This is a genomic window from Streptomyces echinatus (assembly GCF_014203595.1).
Classification (GTDB): domain Bacteria; phylum Actinomycetota; class Actinomycetes; order Streptomycetales; family Streptomycetaceae; genus Streptomyces; species Streptomyces echinatus.
This window is the reverse complement of the sequence record NZ_JACHJK010000015.1, coordinates 237953-259081: the sequence shown is the minus strand read 5'-3', so window position 1 is coordinate 259081 and position 21129 is coordinate 237953. Positions and strand designations below refer to the sequence as shown.

At 72.1% G+C, this 21129-nt stretch carries 16 protein-coding genes; 5 read left to right on the top strand and 11 right to left on the bottom strand.

Annotated features, from left to right (window positions below; genetic code table 11):
- Positions 1 to 2: 2 nt before the first annotated feature.
- The 9 genes from FHS34_RS33885 to FHS34_RS33845 form a co-directional block, all read right to left on the bottom strand.
- Entirely contained in the window at positions 3 to 719 is a 717-nt protein-coding gene (locus tag FHS34_RS33885) for an ABC transporter ATP-binding protein (protein WP_184972651.1), read from the bottom strand.
- Positions 716 to 1729, bottom strand: a complete 1014-nt coding sequence (locus FHS34_RS33880) for an ABC transporter ATP-binding protein (RefSeq protein ID WP_184972649.1) — start codon at positions 1727 to 1729, stop codon at positions 716 to 718. Before FHS34_RS33880 ends, FHS34_RS33885 begins: the two co-directional genes overlap by 4 nt.
- 5 nt (positions 1730 to 1734) lie before the next feature.
- Positions 1735 to 3564 (bottom strand): branched-chain amino acid ABC transporter permease, encoded by a 1830-nt coding sequence (locus FHS34_RS33875; RefSeq protein ID WP_184972647.1) that lies wholly within the window; start codon positions 3562 to 3564, stop codon positions 1735 to 1737.
- Between the two features lie 5 nt (positions 3565 to 3569).
- On the bottom strand, positions 3570 to 4499 hold the full coding sequence (locus FHS34_RS33870) for a branched-chain amino acid ABC transporter permease (RefSeq protein WP_184972645.1): 930 nt from the start codon (positions 4497 to 4499) through the stop codon (positions 3570 to 3572).
- Between the two features lie 110 nt (positions 4500 to 4609).
- The gene (locus FHS34_RS33865; RefSeq protein WP_184972643.1) at positions 4610 to 5842 is read right to left on the bottom strand and encodes a branched-chain amino acid ABC transporter substrate-binding protein; all 1233 of its coding nucleotides are present in this window, start codon (positions 5840 to 5842) and stop codon (positions 4610 to 4612) included.
- Between the two features lie 287 nt (positions 5843 to 6129).
- The gene (locus FHS34_RS33860; RefSeq protein WP_184972642.1) at positions 6130 to 6765 is read right to left on the bottom strand and encodes a Tat pathway signal sequence domain protein; all 636 of its coding nucleotides are present in this window, start codon (positions 6763 to 6765) and stop codon (positions 6130 to 6132) included.
- Positions 6762 to 7199 carry a hypothetical protein gene (locus tag FHS34_RS33855; protein WP_372478627.1) on the bottom strand — a complete coding sequence of 146 codons (438 nt, stop codon included), beginning with the start codon at positions 7197 to 7199 and terminating at the stop codon, positions 6762 to 6764. Before FHS34_RS33855 ends, FHS34_RS33860 begins: the two co-directional genes overlap by 4 nt.
- Positions 7200 to 7308: 109 nt before the next feature.
- A complete protein-coding gene (locus tag FHS34_RS33850; protein WP_184972640.1) occupies positions 7309 to 7800 on the bottom strand; it encodes a hotdog fold thioesterase in 492 nt (163 codons plus the stop codon).
- A gap of 47 nt (positions 7801 to 7847) precedes the next feature.
- A complete protein-coding gene (locus FHS34_RS33845; RefSeq protein WP_184972638.1) occupies positions 7848 to 10160 on the bottom strand; it encodes an FdhF/YdeP family oxidoreductase in 2313 nt (770 codons plus the stop codon).
- Between the two features lie 206 nt (positions 10161 to 10366).
- On the opposite strand from FHS34_RS33845, the gene polA reads away from it, so the two are divergent.
- Positions 10367 to 13093, top strand: a complete 2727-nt coding sequence (gene polA / locus FHS34_RS33840) for a DNA polymerase I (protein ID WP_184972636.1) — start codon at positions 10367 to 10369, stop codon at positions 13091 to 13093.
- A 422-nt stretch (positions 13094 to 13515) separates the two neighbouring features.
- The gene (locus tag FHS34_RS33835; protein WP_184972634.1) at positions 13516 to 13935 is read left to right on the top strand and encodes a hypothetical protein; all 420 of its coding nucleotides are present in this window, start codon (positions 13516 to 13518) and stop codon (positions 13933 to 13935) included.
- On the opposite strand, the gene FHS34_RS33830 is transcribed toward FHS34_RS33835, so the two are convergent.
- Positions 13835 to 14713 carry a DUF4184 family protein gene (locus tag FHS34_RS33830; RefSeq protein WP_184972632.1) on the bottom strand — a complete coding sequence of 293 codons (879 nt, stop codon included), beginning with the start codon at positions 14711 to 14713 and terminating at the stop codon, positions 13835 to 13837. The genes FHS34_RS33835 and FHS34_RS33830 overlap by 101 nt on opposite strands.
- A gap of 318 nt (positions 14714 to 15031) precedes the next feature.
- Here FHS34_RS33830 and FHS34_RS33825 point away from each other — a divergent pair, with 318 nt between their 5' ends.
- The 3 genes from FHS34_RS33825 (at position 15032) to pgfA (ending at position 18222) form a co-directional block, all read left to right on the top strand.
- Positions 15032 to 16828, top strand: a complete 1797-nt coding sequence (locus FHS34_RS33825) for a lytic transglycosylase domain-containing protein (RefSeq protein ID WP_184972630.1) — start codon at positions 15032 to 15034, stop codon at positions 16826 to 16828.
- Between the two features lie 238 nt (positions 16829 to 17066).
- The gene (locus FHS34_RS33820; RefSeq protein WP_184972628.1) at positions 17067 to 17201 is read left to right on the top strand and encodes an SPW_0924 family protein; all 135 of its coding nucleotides are present in this window, start codon (positions 17067 to 17069) and stop codon (positions 17199 to 17201) included.
- 28 nt (positions 17202 to 17229) lie between these two features.
- Positions 17230 to 18222: a cell envelope lipid trafficking protein PgfA gene (pgfA, locus tag FHS34_RS33815; protein WP_184972626.1), complete on the top strand. Its 993-nt coding sequence runs from the start codon at positions 17230 to 17232 to the stop codon at positions 18220 to 18222.
- Here the strand turns inward: pgfA and FHS34_RS33810 are convergent.
- A complete protein-coding gene (locus FHS34_RS33810) occupies positions 18212 to 21031 on the bottom strand; it encodes an ATP-dependent RNA helicase (RefSeq protein WP_184972624.1) in 2820 nt (939 codons plus the stop codon). The genes pgfA and FHS34_RS33810 overlap by 11 nt on opposite strands.
- Between the last annotated feature and the right edge of the window lie 98 nt (positions 21032 to 21129).

Below are 21129 nucleotides of genomic sequence, written 5' to 3'. Positions count from 1 at the left end.
GGTCAGTCCTCGCCGAGGTAGGCCTTGCGGACGGACTCGTCGTGCAGCAGGTCCTGGCCGGTGCCGGACAGGACGATGTTGCCGACTTCCATGACGTGGCCCTGGTCGGCCAGTGAGAGCGCGGCCTGGGCGTTCTGCTCGATGAGCAGGATCGTCATTCCCGTGGACTTGAGTTCCGCGATGGTCGCCATGATCTTCTGCATCATGATCGGTGACAGGCCCATCGACGGTTCGTCCAGCATGAGGAGCTTGGGCTGGGACATGAGGGCCCTGCCCATCGCCAGCATCTGCTGTTCGCCGCCGGAGAGGGTGCCCGCGGCCTGCTTCCGGCGTTCCCCGAGGATGGGGAAGAGGTCGTAGGCGCGCTGGATGTCCTTCTCGATGCCGGGCTTGTCGTTGCGGAGGAACGCGCCGAGGCGGAGGTTGTCCTCGATGCTCATGCGCGGGAAGATGTGCCGCCCTTCGGGGGAGTGGGCGAGGCCGAGTGAGACCACCTGGTGGGGCGGGATCTTCTTCAGCGACTTTCCGTTGAATCTGATCTGTCCGCCGACCGGCTTGAGCAGTCCGGAGAGGGTGCGCAGGGTGGTGGTCTTGCCGGCGCCGTTGGTGCCGATGAGGGTGACGACCTGTCCGGCCTCGACCTTGAAGGAGATGCCCTTGACGGCTTCGATCTTGCCGTAGGCGACTCGCAGGTCCTCGACTTCGAGCAGTGCGGTCATCGGTCGTTCTCCTTGCCGGGCGCGGCGTCCGTGGTGGTGTCGGCGGCGTCGGCCGTGGTGTCGGCGTCCGTCTCGGCGGTCTCCGCGGCTTCGGCGGCTTCGGCGTCCGGCTCGGCGGTCTCGGCGTGTGCCTCGGCGGCTTCGGCGTGTGCCTCGGCGGCCTCCACCTCGGCCACCTCCTCGGCGCCGGGTGCGTCCTCGAAGGGCTCGCCGAGGTAGGCCGCGACGACGCGTTCGTCGCCCTGGACGGTCGCGCTGTCGCCCTCGACCAGCTTCTCGCCCTGTACGAGTACGGCCACGCGGTCGCACAGGTTGAAGATGAAGCGCATGTCGTGCTCGATGACGAGGACGGCGATGCCCATGTCCCGGATGGCGAAGACCAGTTCCTCGGTGGTCCGGGTCTCCTGGGGGTTCATGCCGGCCGTCGGCTCGTCGAGGAGCAGCAGGCCGGGTTCGCTGGCGAGGGCGCGGGCGATTTCGAGCTTGCGCTGCTCGCCGTAGGGGAGGTTGCGGGCGAGGTGCTCGGACTTGTGGTCGAGGCCCACGAAGCGCAGGAGTTCCATGGCCCGGTCCCGGGAGGCCTTCTCGGCCTTGTGGAAGCCGGGGCCGCGGAGCACGGCCGACCAGAAGCCTTCCTTGGTGCGGGTGTGCCGGCCGACGAGGACGTTCTCCAGGACGGTCATGTTGGCGAACAGCCGGATGTTCTGGAAGGTGCGTGCGATGCCGGCCGCGGTGACCTTGAAGGACTTGGGCGGCAGGACGTTGCCCTTGTAGCGGACTTCGCCCTCGGTGGGGACGTAGAGGCCGGTCAGGCAGTTGAAGAAGGTGGTCTTGCCGGCGCCGTTGGGGCCGATGAGGCCGACGATCTCTCCGGCGTTGACGGTGAGGTCGACGCCGCGTACGGCGGTGAGGCCGCCGAAGCGCATGGTCACGCCGCGGGCGTCGAGGACGGTCTCGCCGGGGGCGGTGGCGCCGGGGGCGGTGTCCTTCGTGGTGGTGTCGGTGGTCATGGTGGTCAGGCCCCCGCCTTCGTCAGGTGGGTGGGCGCTTCGGCCTCTTCGTGGAATTCGAGCTGGCGGCGCCGGTTGGGGATGAGGCCCTCGGGGCGGAATCGCATGAGCAGGATGAGCGCGAGTCCGAAGGCGAAGAGCTGGTAGTTGCCGAGGAACTGGAGCTTGTTGGGGATCAGGAAGAGCAGGGCCGCGCCGATCAGCGGGCCGCTGATGGTGCCCATGCCGCCGAGGACGACCGCGGCGAGCAGGAAGGCCGAGTTGGGCGGGATGGGGCCGGCGAACAGGTACTGCTCGGGGGTCACCGTGTAGGTGACGTGTGCCTGGACGGTGCCGGCGAGGCCGGCGAGGGAGGCGCCGACGGCGAAGGCGATGAGCTTGACCCGGAAGCCGTTGATGCCCATGGCGAGTGCGGCGGTCTCGTCCTCGCGGATGGCCACCCAGGCGCGTCCGATGCGGGAGTTGCCGCTGCGGCGGAAGACCAGCACCACGACGGCGGTGATGATCAGCATCAGGAAGAAGTAGTTGGCGAACCGGCCGATGGTGAAGCCGCCCATGTCGTGCTGGGTGCCGAAGTCGAAGCCGAGGACGTCGAGGTTCGGGATGGAGGAGACGCCGTTGGAGCCGTTGGTGATGTCGGGTCCGGAGGTGCCGTCGAGGTTGTTCGCCGTGATGCGGAAGATCTCACCGAAGCCGAGGGTGACGATGGCGAGGTAGTCGCCGCGCAGTCGCAGGGTGGGGGCGCCGATGAGGACGCCGAAGACGAGCGAGGCGGCGGCGCCGACGAGGACGGCGGCCCAGAAGGGGAAGTGGACGTCGAACGGTGAGCTGGGGGAGCCGGAGACCAGGGCGGCCGCGTAGGCGCCGACGCCGAGGAAGGCGACGTAGCCGAGGTCGAGGAGGCCGGCGAGGCCGACGACGATGTTCAGGCCCAGGGCGACGGTGGCGAAGATCAGGATGTAGACGCCGAGGGTGGCGTACTGGTCGTCGGTCTGGGTGAAGGGGAAGAGCGCCGCGGCGAGGAAGGCGCCGCAGATGGTGATGTTCTGGTGGCGGGAGGCGATCTGCGAGGCGTGGGCGATGAGGCCGGCCTTGTTGAGGGCGGCGAAGCCGAAGCCCGCGGTGATCAGGAAGCCGATGAACTGCTCGTCGTACTCGGTGCCGATGCCGTAGGTGAAGACGAGCAGGCCCAGTGCGAGGGAGGCGACGATGATGAGGATCTCGGCGTACGAGGGGAGGGCGGGCACGGGCCGGGGCGAGCCGGAGGCGGTGAAGACGGCCTTGATCGTCTCCCAGCCGTGTGCGGCGCTGTGCTTGAACTTCTCCCAGCCGGTGTCCTCGGGGTCGATCGGCTCGGGCTCGGGCCGCTGGAAGGGCAGGGCGAGCGCGCCGGCCAGGGCGGCGAGGCTGCTGAGGGCGACGAGGAAGCCGCCGGGTTCGAGGTTGACGAGTCCGCCGAGTTTGCTGCTGATCGCGAGGACGGTGTACCAGCTGGTGGCGAAGGTGGCCAGGGTGGCGAACTTCAGGGCGGCGTCGGGGCCGGCGGGCGTGAGCCAGCCGAGGCCTCGCAGGCCGTAGGAGGCGAGGGCGAACAGGGTGGCGAGGGCCGCGCCGACGAGGACGAGGACCTGGAGGCCGCCCGGGTAGCCGTAGACGGTGAGGTCGCCGGGGAATTCGGCGGTCCAGGTCCAGGCGAGGAAGGTGGAGACGATGGTCAGTACGCTGCCGCCGAGGGCGAGGGCGCGGCCGGCCTTCTCCGGCAGGGGTACCAGGCCGGAGGGGGTCTCGGTCCTGCGGGCGCCGGGGGTCTCGGGTGCGGTGGTCTGTGTGGTCATCGGTGTCACGCCCTGTCCGCGACGCGCTCGCCGAGCAGACCCTGTGGCCTGAACAGCAGTACGAGGATGAGGAGTACGAAGGCCCAGACGTCGGCCCAGGACTGGCTGCCGAACTTGTCCATGCCCGGGATGTCGGCGATGTAGGCGGTGGCCAGGGTCTCGGCGACGCCGAGGACCACGCCGCCGATCATGGCTCCGTAGATGTTGCCGATGCCGCCGAGGACGGCCGCGGTGAAGGCCTTGAGGCCGAGGATGAAGCCCATGCGGAAGTTGATCTCGCCGTACTTCAGGCCGTAGGCGACGGCTCCGACGGCGGCGAACGCGGCGCCGAGGGCGAACGCGATCACGATGATGCGGTCGGTGTTGACGCCCATCAGCTTGGCGGTGTCCGGGTCCTGGGCGGTGGCCTGCATGCCGCGGCCGGTGCGGGTCTTCATCACGAAGTAGGCGAGGATCGCCATGCTGATGGGGGCCGCGAGGACGAGGAAGATGTCACCGGTCTGGATGGTGACGTTGCCGATTTCGAACGGGCCGCCGGGGATCTGCGGGAAGGTGCGCGCGGACTTCGCCTCCGGGTACCAGGCCCACACCGCCTGCTGGAGCGCGAGGGAGAGGCCGATGGCGGTGATGAGGGGGGCGAGGCGTGGGGCGGTGCGGAGGGGCCGGTAGGCGAACCGTTCCGCCCCGACGGCGATGGCGACCGCGACGATGATGGCACCGACGATCATCAGCGGCAGCGCGAGCCACATGCTGGTGCCGCCGGGGAGCCAGAGCCAGACGGTGAGGGCGCCGAAGGCTCCCGTCATGAATATCTCGCCGTGGGCGAAGTTGATGAGCTGGACAATGCCGTAGACCATTGTGTAGCCGATGGCGACCAGCCCGTACATGGATCCTAGTAGCAGGCCGTTGACCAGCTGCTGCGGCAGTTCGTTCACCGCATGTCCTCCGAGCGTTCGGAAAGTGCGAGGGATGTGGCCGGATGTGAGTCCGCGCGGGGCGCCAGTGGAACAGCGCCCCGCGCGGCTCTTGGTGGTTCGGGCGTGGGTCAGCCGGAGTAGGTACCGGACTTGACCGGGACCCAGGCACCGTTCTTCACGGCGTACACGGTGAGCTGCTTGTTGGTGGCGTCGCCGAACTCGTCGAAGGAGACCTTGCCGGTCACGCCGTCGAAGGACACACCCTGCATGGCCTCGGTGATCTTGGCGCGGGCGTCGTCGGGGAGCTTGCCGCCGTTGTCGTCGACGACCTTCTTGACGGCCTCGATGATCGCCCAGGCGGAGTCGTAGGCGTAGCCGCCGTAGGCGGAGTACTCCTCCTTGTAGCCGCCGGCCTTGTAGTCGGCGACGAACTGCTTGGCGGAGGGGAGGTCCTCGACCGGGGCGCCGACGGAGGTGGCGAGGTCGCCGGTGGCCTCGGAGCCGGCCAGCTTCATGAACGTGTCGTCCTTGATGCCGTCGCCGCCGACGAGCGGGATCTTGGCGCCGGCGGCCTTGATCTGCTTGCTCAGCGGGCCGGCCTGCGGGTACTCGCCGCCGTAGTAGACCACCTGGGCGCCGGAGTTCTTCACCTTGGTGGCGACCGCGGAGAAGTCCTTGGCGTCGGGGTTGATGTGCTCGGTGCCGACCACCTTGCCGCCGAGCTTCTTGAACTCGTCGGTGAAGGTCGCGGCGAGGCCGGAGCCGTAGGTCTTCTTGTCGTCGATGACGAAGACCTTCTTCTTCTTGGCCTCGTTGAAGACGTACTGGGCGGCGAACGGGCCCTGGATGGCGTCCGTGGTCGCGGTGCGGAAGTACGACTTGTAGCCGCGGACCTTCTTGGTCTGCCAGTCCTGGCCCTGGGTGAGGGCCGGGCCGGTGTTGGCCGGCGAGACCTGGACCAGCTTGGCGTCGTCGAAGACCTTCTGCATGGACTCCGCGACGGAGGAGTTCAGCGGGCCGACGACGCCGAGGACCTCTTTCTCGCTGACGAACTTGGAGGCGTTCTGCTGGCCGGCGGACGGCTGCGCCTGGTCGTCGAGGGCCTCGGTCTTGAAGGTGACGCCCTTGACGAGGTTCTGCTTGTTGGCGTTCTTGGCGGCGAGGTCCGCCGAGTTCTTGATGCCGAGGCCCATGGCGGACAGGTCGCCGGTCAGAGGGGCGTCGACACCGATGACGACGGTGGTGCCGCCGCCGTCGCCCGAGTCCTTCTTGTCGCCGCTGTCACGCGAGCCGCAGGCGGTGAGGGTGAGCGCTCCCGCCGCCAGCGCGGCGGTGATGGCGATAAGCGAACGTTGACGCACGATCAGTCCTTTCCCCAGGCAACCGCCTCCCCGTGGAAGCGGTCGAGTCGCGCGCCGCGCTGAATTGAGAATCCGAAGGCGCGGTGACTGGCCGTGACTCTAGGCGTGTGTGGGGAACGTGGAGGAGTGTCTGACCGAGGCTGTGACGCTCTTGTTATGACACGACGTAATGCACAGCGGTACTGCGTGGGCGGGAAGGCTGAATTCAGGTGGATTCGCGGCGTCCGCATTCTGAGAACCCGCAGGACCCGCCATGATCAATTCAGGCGTCTCGGCTGTTTTGCTGATTACCGAAGTCTGTTGCTGCAGGCGACTTCCAGGGACCGGGAGAGGTCCTGCGCGTAGCGCGGGCCCAGGATGAAGCTCTGTACCTGCATTGCGCGCGCATTACGCAGAGTTACGTCCAGGAAAGGGAGGGCGGCGTTCCTGGGGGCTTTTCCGCATTTCGTCACGTGCATCGTTATCGTGATCTTGTGGGCCGAACCGGCCTTTGTCTGGAAGGGAACTTGAGGTTCCGTCGTCAGTGACAGCCCTGCGTACGGCTGGGTCACACGCGTCACGGTGACGGGCGGTCCCGATGTCACGCTCAGTAGGACGGCGAAGCTGAAGCTGCGCGGCGGGGCGTCCGCCGGGGTGGTGCGGCCGTCGAGGTAGGTGACGTCCGCCACCTGGACCGGGTACGGCACCTCGGCACGCGGACGCTCGGGGCGTTCCGGCGGCCGCTGCGGACGGGTGGCGTGGAGATAGCCGCCCCCTGCCAGGAGGACGGCCGCGGCGAGCAGGGCGAAGGTGATCCGCCGGTGACGGCGGTGCCAGGCGGCCAGGGCCGTGCGTGTCCGGCCGGCCGGCCGCGGGGCCTTGGGCGGGCGGCCGTCCCAGGCGTGGGTGTCCTCGCCGGGCTCCAGTGGTCCGATGCCGCTCATGACCAGGGGCCTGCGCTCGGGGTTCCGTGGCGATAGCGGGCGGCGCAGCCCGCGCGCGCCTGACGGTCGATCAACCTGTTGGCCGCCGCAGTGCCTTGACGGCGTCTCACGGGCCGTGCGGCGTCCACGACGTCCCTCAGGATCTCGTACTGCCCGTTGGACAGGCCCATCGACTGGTAGTCGCCGTAGGTGCCGCCGTCGAGTGCCTCGCGCGACCAGTGGGCGACGATCCTGGCGCACAGGCCGGCGGCGGAGGCCGCGGCGGGGGCGGTGGTGGGGCCGGCGGGCCGCGGCGCGCCTTCGGAGGCGGCGGAGGGACGGGCCGGACGCGGGGAGGCATCGGGGCCGGCGGGGCGCCGGAGGGTGCCGGGCCCGGCGCAGGCCGTCGCGCACAGCAGTGCCGGCAACGCCAGCCCGAGTACCAGGAACCTCACCCCCGGCGGGGGGCCTCCTCGCCGTCCCATGTGCCGAAGCTAAGGGGAGGGACGGCGAGGGGCAACGCTCCGGCGGAAGCGGAGCCTGGCTTTCCGCGGAAGCGGCGGATCAGCTCCCGGTGGACTCCGACGGAGCCCCGTCGCCCGGGCGCACGTCCCGCAGCAGGCAGGTGAGCCGGGCGGAGCAGACCCGGCGGCCCTCCTCGTCACTGATCACGATCTCGTACGTCGCCGTCGACCGGCCCCGGTGCACCGGCGTGGCCACGCCCGTCACCAGGCCCGACCGGACCCCGCGGTGGTGCGTACAGTTCAGGTCCACACCGACCGCGATCTTCGAGCTGCCGCCGTGCAGCATCGTGCCGACCGAGCCCAGGGTCTCCGCCAGCACCGCGGACGCGCCGCCGTGCAGCAGGCCGTACGGCTGGGTGTTGCCCTCCACCGGCATGGTCCCGACGACCTTCTCCGGCGAGGCCTCCAGGATCTGCACGCCCATGCGGGTGCCCAGGTGTCCGGCCGAGAACAGGGCGGGCAGGTCCACGCCGAGCGCCGCGTACTCGTCGATGATCTCCTGCGGGAACTTCACTCGCTGCTGCTCGCCCATGGGCCCGGCTCCGTTCTTCGTCCACCTGTCTACCGCTGAGCAAACGCTCAGTCGGTCGCCGATTGTTCCAGACGGCCGGCCGTGTCCCCGGTGTGATCTTCGAGACGTACGACGACGGACTTGCTGGCCGGGGTGTTGCTGGTGTCGGCGGTGGCGTCCAGCGGCACCAGCACGTTCGTCTCCGGGTAGTACGCCGCCGCACACCCGCGGGCCGTCGGGTACAGCACGACCCGGAAACCGGGCGCCCGCCGCTCCACCCCGTCCCGCCACTCGCTCACCAGGTCGACGTACGCCCCCTCGGCGAACCCGAGCGACCGTGCGTCCTCGGGGTGCACCAGGACCACCCGGCGCCCGCCCGTGATGCCCCGGTAGCGGTCGTCCAGTCCGTAGATCGTGGTGTTGTACTGGTCGTGCGAGCGCAGGGTCTGCAGCAGCAGCCGGCCCTCGGGCAACTCCGGGTACTCCACCGGCGCCGCCGTGAAGTTCGCCTTGCCCGTGGCGGTCGGGAAGCGGCGCTCGTCGCGCGGGGCGTGCGGCAGCGCGAAACCTCCGGGCCGCTCCACGCGCGCGTTGAAGTCCTCGAAACCCGGGATCACGCGCGCGATGCGGTCCCGGACCGCCGCGTAGTTGCTCCCGAACTCCTCCCAGGGCACGACGCTGCGCTCGCCGAGCACCCGGCGCGCCAGACCGCAGACGATGGCCGGCTCGGACCTCAGCTGCGGGCTCGCGGGCCGCAGGCGCCCGCGCGAGGCGTGCACCATGCCCATGGAGTCCTCCACCGTCACGAACTGCTCGCCGCCGTCCTGCAGATCGCGCTCGGTCCGGCCCAGCGTCGGCAGGATCAGCGCCCGCGCGCCCGTGACCACGTGCGAGCGGTTCAGCTTGGTCGACACGTGCACGGTCAGCCGTGCGCGGCGCATCGCCGCCTCGGTGACCTCGGTGTCGGGCGAGGCGGCGACGAAGTTGCCGCCCATCGCGAAGAAGACCTTCGCCTCGCCGTCGCGCAGCGCGCGGATGGCCCGGACGACGTCGAAGCCGTGCTCGCGCGGCGGCGTGAACCCGAACTCCTTCTCCAGGGCGTCCAGGAAGGCCGGCGCGGGCCGCTCGAAGATGCCCATGGTGCGGTCGCCCTGGACGTTGCTGTGCCCGCGCACCGGGCACACGCCGGCCCCCGGCCGTCCGATGTTGCCGCGCAGCAGCAGGAAGTTGACCACCTCGCGGATGGTCGGGACGGAATGCTTGTGCTGGGTGAGGCCCATGGCCCAGCAGACGATGGTCCGCTCCGAGGCGAGGACCATGCCGAGCATCTTCTCGATCTCCGCGCGCGTGAGGCCGGTCGCCGCGAGCGTCTCGTCCCATTCGGCGGCGCGGGCCGCCGCCGTGAACTCCTCGAAGCCGTGGGTGTGCTCGCGGACGAAGTCCTCGTCGACCGCGCCGTCCGTCTCCAGGACGAGCTTGTTGAGCAGCCGGAAGAGGGCCTGGTCGCCGCCGATGCGGATCTGCAGGAACAGGTCGGTGAGGGCGGCGCCCTTCAGCATGCCCTTGGGGGTCTGCGGGTTCTTGAACCGCTCCAGGCCCGCCTCGGGCAGCGGGTTGACGCTGATGACCTTCGCGCCGTTCGCCTTGGCCTTCTCCAGCGCGGAGAGCATGCGCGGATGGTTCGTGCCCGGGTTCTGGCCCGCGACGATGATCAGGTCGGCTCGGTACAGGTCCTCCAGCAGGACGCTGCCCTTGCCGATCCCGATGGTCTCGCCGAGCGCCGACCCGGACGACTCGTGGCACATGTTCGAGCAGTCCGGCAGGTTGTTCGTACCCAGCTCGCGCGCGAAGAGCTGGTACAGGAACGCGGCCTCGTTGCTGGTGCGGCCCGAGGTGTAGAAGACCGCCTCGTCCGGGGAGCCGAGGGCGCCGATCTCCTCGGCGACTATGCCGAAGGCCCGCTCCCAGGAGACCGGCTCGTAGTGCGTGCCGCCCTCGGGGAGATACATGGGGTGGGTGAGCCGGCCCTGCTGGCCCAGCCAGTAGCCGCTGCGGCCGGAGAGGTCCGCGACGGAGTGCGCGGCGAAGAACTCGGGCGTGACCCGGCGCAGCGTGGCCTCCTCGGCGACCGCCTTGGCGCCGTTCTCGCAGAACTCCGCCGCGTGCCGGTGGTCCGGCTCCGGCCAGGCGCAGCCCGGGCAGTCGAAACCGTCCTTCTGGTTCACCCGCAGCAGCGTCAGCGCGGTGCGCTTCACGCCCATCTGCCGCTGGGCGACGCGCAGGGTGTGCCCGATGGCCGGCAGGCCCGCCGCCGCGTGCTTCGGCCCGGTGACCTGCGGCGCGTCCTGAACCGGATCACCCTTGGGCGGCTTCGTCGCCATCGCACGGTCCCCTTCGACTGCGTGTGAGAAGTACGCCGACGATCCTCCCACGCGGTACCGACAGCCGTGCCGGGCGGGCGGGGCACGGTCCGGGAACACGGGGGCGCGGGGCTCCGGTCGCGGTGGGTGACCGAGTCGCGCCCGGCTGTGCCCGGCGGGGAACCGTCCGGCCCGGACTGTCGGTGCGGCGTGGCAGGATCGGGGACGTGGCAGAGACAGCATCGAAGCAGACCGACAAGAACCCCGGCGGCGGCCGTCCCCGGCTGATGCTCATGGACGGGCACTCGCTGGCCTACCGCGCGTTCTTCGCGCTGCCCGCGGAGAACTTCACGACCGCGACCGGCCAGCCGACGAACGCGATCTACGGCTTCGCGTCGATGCTGGCCAACACGCTGCGTGACGAGGCGCCCACGCACTTCGCGGCGGCCTTCGACGTGTCGCGCAAGACCTGGCGCTCCGAGCGGTTCACCGAGTACAAGGCGAACCGGTCCAAGACCCCGGACGAGTTCAAGGGCCAGGTCGAGCTGATCGGCGAGCTGCTCGACGCGATGCAGGCGCAGCGCTTCGCCGTGCCGGGCTTCGAGGCGGACGACATCATCGCCACCCTCGCCACCCAGGCCGAGGCCGAGGGCTTCGAGGTGCTGATCGTCACCGGTGACCGCGACTCCTTCCAGCTGGTCACCGAGAACATCACCGTGCTCTACCCGACGAAGGGCGTCTCGGAGCTGACCCGGTTCACCCCGGAGAAGGTTTTCGAGAAGTACGGATTGACGCCGGCCCAGTACCCGGACTTCGCGGCCCTGCGCGGCGACCCGTCCGACAACCTCCCCGGCATCCCCGGCGTCGGCGAGAAGACCGCCGCGAAGTGGATCAACCAGTTCGGGTCCTTCGCCGAGCTGGTCGAGCGGGCCGAGGAGGTCAAGGGCAAGGCGGGCCAGAACCTCCGCGACCACCTGGAGTCGGTCAAGCTCAACCGGGTCCTGACCGAGCTGGAGCGCCAGGTCGAGCTCCCGAAGTCGGTCGCCGACCTGGAGCGGGCCCCGTACGACCGCAAGACCGTCACGATGGTCCTGGACACCCTGGAGATCCGCAACCCGTCACTGCGCGAGCGCCTCTTCGCCGTCGACCCGGGCACGGAGGAGGCCGAAGCCGCCCCGGTGGCCGCCGAGGGCGTCGAGATCGACGGCACGGTCCTGGGCACCGGCGAGCTGGCCCCCTGGCTCACCGAGCACGGCACCGGGACCCTGGGCGTCGCCACCGTCGACACCTGGGCGCTGGGCACCGGCTCCGTCGCCGAGGTCGCCCTCGCCGCGGCCGGGGGAGCGGCGGCCTGGTTCGACCCGTCCGAGCTGGACGAGGCCGACGAGAACGCGTTCGCGGCCTGGCTGGCCGACGCGGGCCGGGCCAAGGTGTTCCACAACGCCAAGGGCGCCATGCGGGTCCTCGCCGAGCACGGCTGGTCCGTCGAGGGCGTGACCATGGACACCGCGCTCGCCGCCTACCTGGTCAAGCCCGGACGCCGCTCCTTCGACCTGGACGCGCTGTCCATGGAGTACCTGCACCGCGAGCTGGTGCCGGCCGCCGCGGCCGACGGCCAGCTGGCCTTCGGCGCGGACGACGGCGCCGAGGCCGAGGCCCTGATGGTCCAGGCCCGCGCGGTCCTCGACCTCGGCGAGGCCTTCCAGACCCGCCTGGAGGAAGTCGGCGCCGCCGACCTCCTGCGCGACATGGAGCTGCCGACGTCCGCCCTGCTCGCCCGCATGGAGCGGCACGGCATCGCGGCCGACCGGACGCATCTCGAAGCCATGGAGCAGATGTTCGCGGGCGCGGTGCAGCAGGCCGTGAAGGAAGCGCACGCGGCGGCCGGTCACGAGTTCAACCTGGGCTCGCCCAAGCAGCTCCAGCAGGTCCTCTTCGACGAACTGGCCCTGCCGAAGACCAAGAAGACCAAGACCGGCTACACCACGGACGCCGACGCCCTGGCCTGGCTCGCCGGCCAGACGGACAACGAACTGCCCGTGATCATGCTCCGGCACCGCGAGCAGGCGAAGCTCCGGGTCACGGTCGAGGGCCTGATCAAGACCGTCGCGGGCGACGGCCGCATCCACACCACGTTCAACCAGACGGTGGCCGCGACCGGCCGTCTGTCCTCCACGGACCCGAACCTCCAGAACATCCCGGTCCGCACGGACGAGGGCCGGGCCATCCGCCGCGGCTTCGTGGTCGGCGAGGGCTTCGAGTCCCTGATGACCGCGGACTACAGCCAGATCGAACTGCGTGTGATGGCCCACCTCTCCGAGGACGAGGGCCTGATCCAGGCGTTCACCTCCGGCGAGGACCTGCACACCACGGCCGCGTCCCAGGTGTTCGCCGTCGAGCCCGGCGCGGTGGACGCGGAGATGCGCCGCAAGATCAAGGCGATGTCGTACGGCCTGGCCTACGGCCTGTCCGCGTTCGGCCTCTCCCAGCAGCTGAACATCGAGGCGGCCGAGGCCCGCGCCCTGATGGACGCGTACTTCGAGCGCTTCGGCGGGGTCCGGGACTATCTGCGCCGGGCGGTCGACGAGGCCCGGGCGACGGGTTACACGGCGACGCTCTTCGGCCGCCGCCGGTATCTTCCCGACCTCAACAGCGACAACCGCCAGCGCCGCGAGGCGGCCGAGCGCATGGCCCTCAACGCGCCCATCCAGGGCACGGCGGCGGACATCGTCAAGATCGCCATGCTCAAGGTCGACAGCGCGCTGCGGGAGGCGGACCTCAAGTCCCGCATGCTGCTCCAGGTCCACGACGAAATCGTCCTGGAGATCGCCCCCGGCGAGCGGGCGGCCGCGGAGCGGATCGTCCGCCGTGAGATGGCCGCCGCCGTCGAGCTGAGGGCCCCGCTGGACGTCTCGGTGGGCGTGGGCCCCGACTGGGAATCCGCGGCGCACTAGCCGCCCCGGGCCGGAGGGGGCGCCGGCGAGCCACGGACCGGAACAACCCACCCGCGGCAACACCACCGCCTCCTCCACGACCCCAGAGCCCCCGAGCCCCGCGCCCAGCCGGAGCCCGGGGGCTCCGCCGTTTCCTCCGCCGCAACGGCGATCAGCTCCACGGCGCATCCCGCCGGTGCCGGGCCCGCGGTGACCGCGAAGGGTTCCCCAGCCGCGACGCATGCCCGCGGTGCCGGACCCACCGCGAGACATCGCGGGGGGGGCCCGCCTCCACGACGTACCCCCGGCAGCACTGGCCCCGCCGGCGACCCCTCGGCCCTTGCGCCACCCGCAGCAAGCAGGCCGAACCCCCGGAGGAATCCGTCACTCTCGTGGCCCCCGCCAAAACGCCCCCGACCCCCGGCAGCCGCAACACTGCGGGCATGGGTATACGCATGCTTCACCGCCGGACGCCCGAGGCAGTCACCGGGGTCCGGGCGGTCACCGCCCCGGCGCAGGCCATGCCCGCCGCGCCGGTCCCGGCCCTCGCGGCCGACGCAAGCACCGCCCGCATCCCGGCCGACCTGGCAACGGCCGTCCGCAACGTCACCAGGGGCCTGAGGCGCACGCTCGCCGGCCGCCCGGCCCGCCTGCCCGACTGGGGCCAGTGGACCGACCTGGCCCGCGGCTATCTCGCCCTCACGCTCACCCTGGTCCCGAGATCCCGCCCCCGGCCCACCCTCACCGTCTTCGTCGCGTCCCTCACCGAGCGACCGGCCGCCCCCGGCCGGCACCGACCACCTCGGCGCGATCCCCAGGATCCCCGGGATCCCCAGGACCGGACCCCGGACGCCAGACCCTGATCCCCACGGCGTACAGCAGCAGCCCCAGGACCACCCCGGCGCCCACCCCGAAGCACAGGGTGGGCACCAGCTCCCACGGCCGCCCGGCCGCACCCCGCTGCTCCCGCCACCGCGCCGCCCGCTGCGCCGCCCCGGCCAGCGCACAGCAGCCGATCACCGCGAACGCCCACCACCGGTCCCGCCCGGACAGCACGGGCACCCCCACCGGTGCCACGCCCGGCGCCCGCCGCAACGCTCGCACCACGAACACCACGATCAGCACGGCAGCCGCCGCGGACGACCCGTACTGCAGCCAGGTGAACAGCGGCACACCCGCCGGACGGGCCCGCCCGATGGCCGGAATCAGCCGTGTGCCCCACCGGTCGTGATGCGTGAACGCGTCCCACACCACATGGCTGAGCGCCCCGGCCATCGCGGAGCCGTACCACCGCGCCGCCGACGCGGCCCCGACGCGCGCGCGGGGCACGCCACAGCGCAGCAGGGCGGCCGGGCGCCCCTGCCGGGCACGCGGCAGCAGCGCGAGCAACGGCTCCCGCACCAGCAGCCACAGCCCCGCGAGGGCCCAGGCGATGGGCACGTCGACCGTGGCGACCCCGGCGAACGCGTGCGTGACCGCGCCGAACTCCATCCCGCCCGGCAGGATCCCGGCCGCGTAGTACGGCATGTCGGGCGCGAACGAGCCCGCGACGAGCACCGCCGGCACCAGCCGGCCACGGCCGCTGCCGTCCCGGCGGATCGCGGGCAGCACGGCCGCCGCATGGCTGAGCGTGAACGGCAACGGAGCCTCCACAGCGTTCGACGGCCCGGACTCCGGTGCCGGTGATCGGTTCCGCCCAGTATGCGCGACGCCGTCCGAGCGGATTCTCCCCGGCCACAGTCGGCCAAAGGGTGAAATCCGGGCGTCAACGGGTGCCCGCTCACAGCAAGTTGTCGTAGGGTCGCCTGCGGCGCCGTGCCGGGCGCACGGTCGTACACACGTCGCACTGAACTGAAGACGGAACAGGGGCAACCAGAACACCGGGTCAACCGTCACACCAGAGCGAGGCAGACAGAGCAGGTGACGGACGCGCGGGCGTCCATGGGAGGGGTTCACTCTATGGCGGCGCATTTCGGCAGGCGGCTGCGCAAGGGAGCGGCGACCACCGCCGCGGCCGCGGTGGCGGTCGCGGCTCTCTCCGCGTCCCAGGCTCCGGGAGCGACCGGCGAGGACCCCGGCAGACAGACAACGGCAGGCACCGCCACCTCCGTACCGGACGGCGACGGCAACGCCACCGGCAACTCGCCCTACTACACGGACCTGCCGCCGCTGAACAGCCCCCGGCCCAGCCCCTCGTCGAGCGTCGGCCCCTCCGGCTCCGTAGGCGGCAGGACCGAGGGCGGCATCCCCGCCACCGTCCTGGACGCGTACCAGAAGGCCGCCGCCGAACTGCGCTCTTCCAAGCCCGGCTGCAACATGCCCTGGCAACTGCTCGCCGCCATCGGCAACGTCGAGTCGGGGCAGGCCCGCGGCGGCCAGGTCGACGCCGACGGCACCACCCTGCACCGGATCCTGGGCCCGCAGCTCGACGGCAACGGCTTCGCGCTCATCCCGGACACCGACAACGGCGCGTACGACGGCAACAGCACCTACGACCAGGCCGTCGGCCCCATGCAGTTCATCCCGTCCACCTGGGCCTGGGCCGGCCGCGACGGCAACGGGGACGGCAAGAAGGACCCCAACAACGTCTACGACGCCGCGCTCGCCGCGGGCCACTACCTGTGCCGCAACGACTGGGACCTGGCCCACGAGGCCGACCTGCACAGCGCGATCCTCAGCTACAACAACTCGCAGGACTACCTCGACCTGGTCCTGAACTGGATGGAGTACTACCGCAAGGGCACCCACTCCGTCCCCGACGGCTCCGGCGGCGTGCCCGAGCACCGCAGCGACGACGACTCCGGCCGCACCACGTCCCCGAGCCCCTCGCAGCCGCCGAGGACCAAGCCGGCCCCCAAGCCCGAGAAGCCCGCGGACGACAACGGCAAGGGCGACGGCAAGGGCGACGACGACAAGGGGGGAAGCGACAACGGCGGCAACGACAACGGCGGCCACGAGACCCCCCACCCCAAGCCGCCGCGGCCGCCCGTACCGCCGTCGCCTCCGCCGACCCACACCGACCTGGTGGACCACCTGGAGGACGCCGGCACGAAGAAGCTCGCGGCGATGGCCGGCGACGCCTTCACCGAGCGGATCGGCACCCGCGCGGAGACCAAGGCCGGCAAGTCCGTCGCCAAGATCAGGGTCCGGTTCACCATCACCGGAGACACGGACGCCACCTTCACCGGCGGCGAGAGCGTGGCCACGGTCGCCACCGATGCCAAGGGTGTCGCGCTCGCCCCGGCGCTCCAGGCCGGCGAGAAGACCGGCGACTTCAAGGTCACCGCGGCCGTCGTGGGCCGCTCGGTCAAGGGCGTCGACTACACGGCGACCGTCACCGCGCGCGCCGCCGACACTCTGGCCCGCACCGGCGACGCCCCGCTGACCTGCACCCCGGGCGGCGAGTTCGCCGACCAGGTCCAGGTGAAGGCGACGTACAAGGGCGCCGTCGCGGACAAGGTCGAGACCACCGCCACCTTGATCAAGTCCGAGACCGACGCCATGGAGAACGACAAGGGCCCCTACTTCAAGGACGCCGACGGCAAGGCCGTACGCACGCTCACCGGCCTCCGGACCGACGCCGAGGGCCTGCTCACGCTGCCGAAGCTGTACGCCGACGACACCACGGGAACCTTCCTGCTCCGCGTCACCACCGCGGGTGGTGCGACGCTCGTCGTGGAGCTGAAGGTCGAGGCCGCCACCGACGCCCCGGAAAGCCCGTCCCCGGACCCGTCCGCCTCCGCGACCGCCTCCTGAGGCAGCCGCGTCCGGAAGCCACCGACTCCGGAAGCCACTCCGGAGACCGGCGTCTCCCGGGTCGCCTCAGGCGGGGTGACGCATCGTGACAGGGCGCCCTTCCCGCTCCGGCGGGGAGGGCGCCCTGGTTCGTGCGTGCACCGCTGTTCTCATCTCGCCCGCCCGTTGCTACGGTGCCCGACCTGACGAACCATCAGAATCCAGTCGGTTCATCGGACCGTCCCCCGGGAGGCCCCGCATGCGCGCCCTGATCGCCGCCGCGACCGGCCTCGCCCTCGCGCTCGCCCTGGTGCTCCTGATCGGCGCGCTGGGCCCGTCGTCGGGACGGACGTCCCCCAAGCCGCTGCTGACGACGGTGCCCCCGCACCCGTAGCCGCGCCCGTCCGGGAGGGAGGCCGGAAATGCGCCGCAAGGCAAGCCTGGTCCTGCTCGCCTGCGCCGTGTTCTGCGCGGCGCTGTCCCCGCTGCTGCGCTGGTACACCTTCCCGCGCGTGGCCCGCATCCCCGCGAACGAGTACCAGGACATGGTCCTGGAGGCCAAGGACGCCACCCTCCTCGACTACGGCACCATGCGCGCGAGGAAGGTCTCCAAGGTCACCATCGTGCAGACCCTCAAGGGCGACGTGGAGGCCGCGAAGAAGATCGAGCGGACGGCGGGGCGGCCGGTCGTCGTCTGGGACAGCCTGTCCTACGTCCAGGGCCCCGACGGCAAGATGGTCTCCAAGGTGCCCGAGCGGTACATCTTCGACGCCCACAGCCAGGACCCCGTGCACGCCACCGGAGAGTCGGTCGACGGCGACCCGGTGAGACGCGAGGGCATCGAGTTCAAGTGGCCCTTCCTGACGCAGAAACGGGACTACGAGTACTTCGACGCGCAGACCCGCACCACCAGCCCCATCCACTACCGAGGAACCCGGGACTTCCGCGGCCTGACGGTCTACTACTTCGAGCAGACCATCCCCTGGACCAAGGTGGCCATGCCCAAGACCATGCCGGTCCAGGGCATCACACCGGAGACGGTCGCCAGGACGGGCACCACCCGCTGGTACACCACGGTCCGCAGGTTCTGGGTCGAACCGGTCACCGGCGCCCCCGTCTACGGCGAGGAACTCCACAAGGAGGAGCTGCGCGGCGGCACCCTGCTGGGCGGCCGGGCCAAGGTCACCGCCTTCGCCGGGCACGTGAAGATGCGCGAGGACTACATCGACCACACGGTCGCCCTGGTGAAGCACAACCGCACCTTGGTCCTGACGCTCACTTCCTACGTCCCCTGGGGCTCCCTCGGCCTCGGCCTGCTGCTCCTCGCCCTCTCCCTGTACCTGGAGGCCCGCGCCCGCCGCCCGCGGGACACCGCGGCCGGCCCGACCGAGGAGCCCGAGCCGGTCAGCGCCTGAGCCGGGCGCTGGTGTGCCGGGTGGGCTCGGCGGTCGCCGGGTCCTCGGGCCACGGGTGCTTGGGATACCGGCCGCGCAGTTCCGCCCGTACGGCGCGGTAGCCGTCCCGCCAGAAGGAGGCGAGGTCGGCCGTGACGGCGGCGGGCCGCCCGGCGGGGGAGAGCAGATGCACGAGCAGCGGCACGCCCGCCACGGCCGGCGTCTCCCGCAGCCCGAACATCTCCTGCAGCTTCACGGCGAGGACCGGCCGCCCGGGATCCCCATAGTCGATCCGGATCCGGGACCCGCTCGGTACGGCGATCCGCTCGGGCGCCAGCTCGTCCAGCCGGGCGGCCTCCCCGCTCGCCCAGGGCAGCAGCCGCCCGAGCGCCTGCCCGGCGTCGATCCGGGCGAGGTCGGCCCGCCGCCGCGCCCTGCTCAGCTCGGGCTCCAGCCACTCGTCCACGCGCGCGTGGAGCGCGTCGTCCGCCACGTCCGGCCACGGCTCCCCGAGCGTGGCACGCAGGAACGCCAGCCGCTGCCGCAGCACCTCGGCCTCCGGCGACCACCGGAGCAGCCCGAACCCCTCCCGGCGGAGGCCTTCCAGCAGGGCGTCACGGACCAGCGCCGGGTCGGCGTCCCGGAGGGGGCGTACGGCCAGCTCGATGGCGCCCAGCCGCTCGACGTGCCGGGCCACGACGTCCCCGTCGGCCCAGTGCACCTCGTCCCGCTCGCCGAGCAGGGGCCGGGCGGCGGCCCGCGCCACCTCCTCGTCCACGGCGGCTCCGAGCAGCACGCGCGCGTGGCCCCTGCCCGAGGGGCGGTCGGCGACGGCCACGACGATCCAGGGAGCGCTCCGCAGCGCGGACCCGTCGGACAGTTCGGCCCGCGTCCCGGACGCCATGAGATACGACCCGCCGTCGAGCCTGGCGACCCGCTCGGGAAAGGCGAGGGCGGCGACGCCCCCGGCCACCCCGCCCCCGACACCCTCCGCACCACCACGCCCCTCGCCGGCCCCCACCGGCCCCCGCCGCCCGGCAGACCCGGCCCGGCCCCTCCCCTGGACGGACCCTGTGCGGGCCGGTAGCCCGGTGGACGCCTCCCGGTCACGCCCCTCCGCCTGCTCCCCGGGGTCCGTCCGCTCGCCAGGTCCAACCCGGTCCGGCTCGGCGGGGCCAGCCCGGTCCGGCTCGGCGGGTCCAACCCGGTCCCGCTCCTCGGCGGCCTCGCCCCGGCCCGCCGCCTCGGTGCGCTCCGAGGGGGCGCGTTCCCCGGTTCCGGTGGTCGGTCCCGCTTCGGCGCTCACCTGTGGGGGACGGTCTTGGGCGGGCGGGTGGGCGAACTCCGCCGAGACGGCCCGCAGCCGCCGCACCTCCGTGGCCCACCGCCCCGCGTAGGCGTCACCGCCACCCCGCGCACGCCGCAGCGCCCCGGCGAGATCGTCGCCGTACTCCCGCGGCACCTCCTCGGAGAGCAGTGCGACGACCGCGGCCCCCTCACCGGCGGTGTCCAGCAGCGCCCGCCCCAGCCGGGGATGCACCCCCAGCCGGGCCAGCCGGACCCCGACCTCCGTGGCCCGTCCGGCGGAGTCCACCGCTCCCACGGCCGACAGCACCTCCCGCGCCGCCGCCATCGCCCCGCCCGGCGGCGGATCCAGCAACGCCAGCCCGGAGGCGTCCGGATCGCCCCAGCAGGCGGTCTGGAGTGCGAACGCGGTCAGGTCGGCCACCTTGATCTCGGGCGCCGGATAAGCCGGCAGACGGCCGTCCTCGGCCTCCGCCCAGCACCGGTACACCGCCCCCGGCGCCTCACGCCCGGCCCGCCCCGCCCGCTGCCGCCCGGCCGCCCGCGACGCCCGCACGGTGGTCAGCCCGCTCAGCCCCCGCGCATGATCCACGCGAGGCTCCCGTGCCAGCCCGGAGTCGACCACCACCCGCACCCCGGGCACGGTCAGCGACGACTCCGCCACGGACGTCGCCAGCACCACCCGCCGCCGCCGCCCGGCCGTCAGCACCGCGTCCTGCACCGCGGCCGGCGCCCGCCCGTGCACCTGGAGCACCTCGACACCGCCGAGATCCCCCAGCAGGCCCGCCACGCGCGCGATCTCGCCCACACCGGGCAGGAAGCACAGCACGTCACCCTCCCGCTCGGCCAGCGCCCGCCGTACCACCGACGCCACCTGCGCCAGCAGCGCCGGATCCACCCGCATCCCGTGCGGCGGCCGCACCGGACGGGCCGGCGGAGCCCACACCACCTCCACCGGATGGGCCGTACCCGCCGCCTCGACCACCGGCGCCCCGCCGAGCAGAGCCGCCCACCCCTCGGCGTCCGTGGTCGCCGACGCGGCCACCAGCCGCAGTTCCGGCCGCAGCGTCTGCCGGACGTCCCACAGGAACGCGGCCACCGTGTCGGCGTCCAGATGCCGCTCGTGGCACTCGTCGAGGACGACCACGTCCACCCCGGCCAGCTCCTGGTCGCGCTGGAGCCGCTGGAGCAGGACACCGGTCGTCACGACCTCCACGCGCGTGTGCCGCCCCACGGCCCGCTCGCCGCGCACCGTGAAGCCGACGCTCCGGCCGGGCTGCTCGCCCAGCAGCCACGCCATCCGCCGGGCCGCCGCCCGCGCCGCGATCCGCCGCGGCTCGGCCACCACGACCCGCCGCTCGGGTCCACCCCCGACCAGACCCGCCAGCACGAGCGGCACCAGCGTCGTCTTCCCGGTGCCGGGCGGCGCCACGAGCACGGCGGTGCCGGCCTCCTCCAGGGCGTCGGTCAGGGCCGGCAGGGCGGAGCGCACGGGCAGCGCGTCCAGGGCGTCGTCACGGATCACGCCCCCAGTGTCGTACGACGAGGAGAACGGTCCCCACGCCGACGACGAGAACGGTCCCCACGCGCGCGTGCCCCCAGGGACGAGGCCGCCGCGGACGG

What these genes read in the sequence shown, in the direction of transcription:
- FHS34_RS33825 (WP_184972630.1), top strand. Translation starts at nt 15,032, where the DNA reads ATGGCGGCGCATTTCGGCAGGCGGCTGCGCAAGGGAGCGGCGACCACC.
- FHS34_RS33820 (WP_184972628.1), top strand. Translation starts at nt 17,067, where the DNA reads ATGCGCGCCCTGATCGCCGCCGCGACCGGCCTCGCCCTCGCGCTCGCC.
- FHS34_RS33880 (WP_184972649.1), bottom strand. Translation starts at nt 1,729, where the DNA reads ATGACCACCGACACCACCACGAAGGACACCGCCCCCGGCGCCACCGCC.
- FHS34_RS33885 (WP_184972651.1), bottom strand. Translation starts at nt 719, where the DNA reads ATGACCGCACTGCTCGAAGTCGAGGACCTGCGAGTCGCCTACGGCAAG.
- FHS34_RS33860 (WP_184972642.1), bottom strand. Translation starts at nt 6,765, where the DNA reads ATGAGCGGCATCGGACCACTGGAGCCCGGCGAGGACACCCACGCCTGG.
- pgfA (WP_184972626.1), top strand. Translation starts at nt 17,230, where the DNA reads ATGCGCCGCAAGGCAAGCCTGGTCCTGCTCGCCTGCGCCGTGTTCTGC.
- FHS34_RS33845 (WP_184972638.1), bottom strand. Translation starts at nt 10,160, where the DNA reads ATGGCGACGAAGCCGCCCAAGGGTGATCCGGTTCAGGACGCGCCGCAG.
- FHS34_RS33835 (WP_184972634.1), top strand. Translation starts at nt 13,516, where the DNA reads ATGGGTATACGCATGCTTCACCGCCGGACGCCCGAGGCAGTCACCGGG.
- FHS34_RS33850 (WP_184972640.1), bottom strand. Translation starts at nt 7,800, where the DNA reads ATGGGCGAGCAGCAGCGAGTGAAGTTCCCGCAGGAGATCATCGACGAG.
- FHS34_RS33875 (WP_184972647.1), bottom strand. Translation starts at nt 3,564, where the DNA reads ATGACCACACAGACCACCGCACCCGAGACCCCCGGCGCCCGCAGGACC.